The sequence below is a fragment of the Chroococcidiopsis sp. genome (genome assembly GCF_051657925.1).
Lineage (GTDB): Bacteria > Cyanobacteriota > Cyanobacteriia > Cyanobacteriales > Chroococcidiopsidaceae > Chroococcidiopsis.
In genome coordinates this window covers 1-2,342 of record NZ_JBOFLP010000356.1, presented here as the reverse complement: position 1 = coordinate 2,342, position 2,342 = coordinate 1, and the positions used below count along the sequence as shown (strand labels likewise).

At 44.9% G+C, this 2,342-nt stretch carries 3 protein-coding genes; 1 reads left to right on the top strand and 2 read right to left on the bottom strand.

The window, feature by feature from the left end; translation table 11 throughout:
- The coding region (locus tag ACRC32_RS28525) for an efflux RND transporter permease subunit (protein WP_438557142.1) at positions 1–439 on the bottom strand (439 nt) is incomplete at its 3' end.
- Between the two features lie 38 nt (positions 440–477).
- Positions 478–1,806, bottom strand: a complete 1,329-nt coding sequence (locus ACRC32_RS28520; RefSeq protein WP_438557141.1) for an efflux RND transporter periplasmic adaptor subunit — start codon at positions 1,804–1,806, stop codon at positions 478–480.
- 132 nt (positions 1,807–1,938) lie between these two features.
- Here ACRC32_RS28520 and ACRC32_RS28515 point away from each other — a divergent pair.
- Positions 1,939–2,342, top strand: a 404-nt coding sequence (locus tag ACRC32_RS28515) for a PadR family transcriptional regulator (RefSeq protein ID WP_438557140.1), incomplete at its 3' end; no start/stop codon positions are given.

Here is a 2,342-nt window from a genome sequence, read left to right as displayed (position 1 = left end):
AAACGGGGAGTTGAGACGGATCGACTTTAAATATCCTTGGTTCTTCAACTGTATCTGGTAAATTAGAGCGCGCCCGATTAAATGCAGCAGTAGCATCGTTTAAAGCTTGGTCAATATTCCCCCCTGGTTGAAAGTAAAGGTCAACACTTACCTGTCCCTCGCGAGTTTGGGAAAAAACCTGAACCACTCCTTCGGTGGCAGCTAGCCCTTCTTCTAAAGGTCGAGTCACTTCATCTATTGCAACTTCGGGGGAAATGCCAGGTACGTCTACTCGCAAACCAATGCGTGGATAGGTGATAGAAGGTAGTAGGTCTACCTGAATGTCAAACAGAAAAAATACGCCGATCGCAATTATCGCTAGGGTTAGCATCAGAGTACCAATATGCTGACGAATGGCAACAGCACTGATACTAAAATTGGCGGGGGGAGAAGTTTTCATAATGAAGGGGCATTTCGCCCTGACTAAAATTAATCTAATCAGGATTTTGATGATTCGGAGATAAAGCTGAGACGAACGCGATCGCCATTTTGTAAATTACCACTGCTACGGACGACAAATTCTTCTTCTGGTTTGAGTCCAGAGAGGATTTCTACTTGAGAATTGGCGCGATCGCCAAGTTTTACTTCACGGGCTGTAACCGTTGCCTGTTCTCCCTCTCGCTTTAAAATGAACATGGTTGCTATATCTGACTCGGAATTATTCTTGTTTGTCCCCTCTGAGGTTATTTGAACTGCTGTTTCAGGAACGACAATGTTGCGATTGCTCTGCTGATTGAAATTAACCCGCGCTAGTAATCCCCTACCAATACGGCGATCGTTGTTGGGAATCGTCACTTCAACAGGAATCAGTCGGGCAGTAGCATCCGCAGCTAAAGATATTTGGGTCACTTCTCCTGTAAAGGTTTGCTCTGGCAAAGCATCTAACTTTACCTGCGCTGTCTGTCCTGTCCGAATCCCTGCTAGTTCTAATTCAGAAATCTGTACCTGTACCTGAATTTGGCTAAAATCTCCTAACCGCAAGACTTGATCACCTGCTTGGGCTAAATCTCCTGGTTCTAAGACTCGTTCTAATACCGAACCCGTGACGGGGGAAGTCAATACGGTAAATGACTGTCTTTGTTGCTCCTGAGCGACTATTGCTTCCTGTGCAGCGACGCGACGTTGAGCAGCTACTACTGCTGATGCACGGTTGGCTACCTGCTGTTGGGCAGACTGTAATGTTTGTCTTGCTGTCCCCACCGCAGTTCTATCTAATTCTGCCTCTTGCTCGGAAATCGCACCCTGCTGAAAAAGTTGGCTTGTCCTAGCTGCATCAGACTGCGCCTGTTTTAGTTCTAATTGCGCCTGTTCGACTTGAGCGCGGGCATCATTGACATCTGCTGTTAAACTAGCTACTTCCGATTGCAGAGCAGCAACTTCGGCTTCTGCCTCCACCACCGTAGCTTTGGAGATGGAATCGTCGATTCTCGCTAATACTTGACCCTGCTCTACTCGATCGCCCACATCTGCCGTCACATCCAGCAGTTGCCCTTCAACACGCGATCGCAAAGAAACTTCCCGCACGGGAAAAGTTGTCCCGACATACTCGGTAGCTTCTTCTAGTGAGGCTTGGCGAGCTACTGCTGCATCGACAGTTACGAATTTTTGTTGCTGTTGAGGTCTAGCAGATTCACTTTGGGCATCTCCTGGAGGCAATAAGCCACAACCGCCAGTTAACAGGAGCAATCCAGGTAAAAAAAATAACCAATACGTGGTTGGATTCGGCACCCGATAAGTATATCTAATAGTCAAAAATCTGAGTGACATAATGTTGTTGAAACTGAAGCAGATCGCCGTGATTCAATTTCGTCGAGCTTGAATCAAACTATATCAAAATGATACTATTGACGATTATATCAAGAATGTCTTAAAAACTGTTTGTATTGACGGTCACAAAAAATGCTGGAATTAGCCGCTCTTGGTCTACTACTCCAAAAACCTTTACACGGATATCTTCTAAAACAACAGTTAGAAAGGTTTATGAGTGGCTGTATTAGCGTCAACTACGGTGCTATTTATCCTCTATTGAAGCGACTAGAAAAACAGAAATACATTAAAACTCAAGCATTGACAGATGCTGGCTCAAATCGTAAAGTCTATCAAATTACCGAATTAGGGCGCGATCGCTGGCGCGAAAAAATGTTGGCGCATCCTCATGAAAGCTGGGTTAACAGTCGTTCCCGCTTTATCATTAAATTCTTTTTCTTTAGTCAATTAGAACCGACAGAACGAGTTAAACTCATGCAGTCTCGTTTAATGACCTGTCAATTGCGCTTAGAAAATCGCGAATCACAAATTGTTGA

Excerpts from the sequence above, each read along its gene's own strand:
- ACRC32_RS28520 (WP_438557141.1), bottom strand. The coding sequence starts at position 1,806 with ATGTCACTCAGATTTTTGACTATTAGATATACTTATCGGGTGCCGAAT.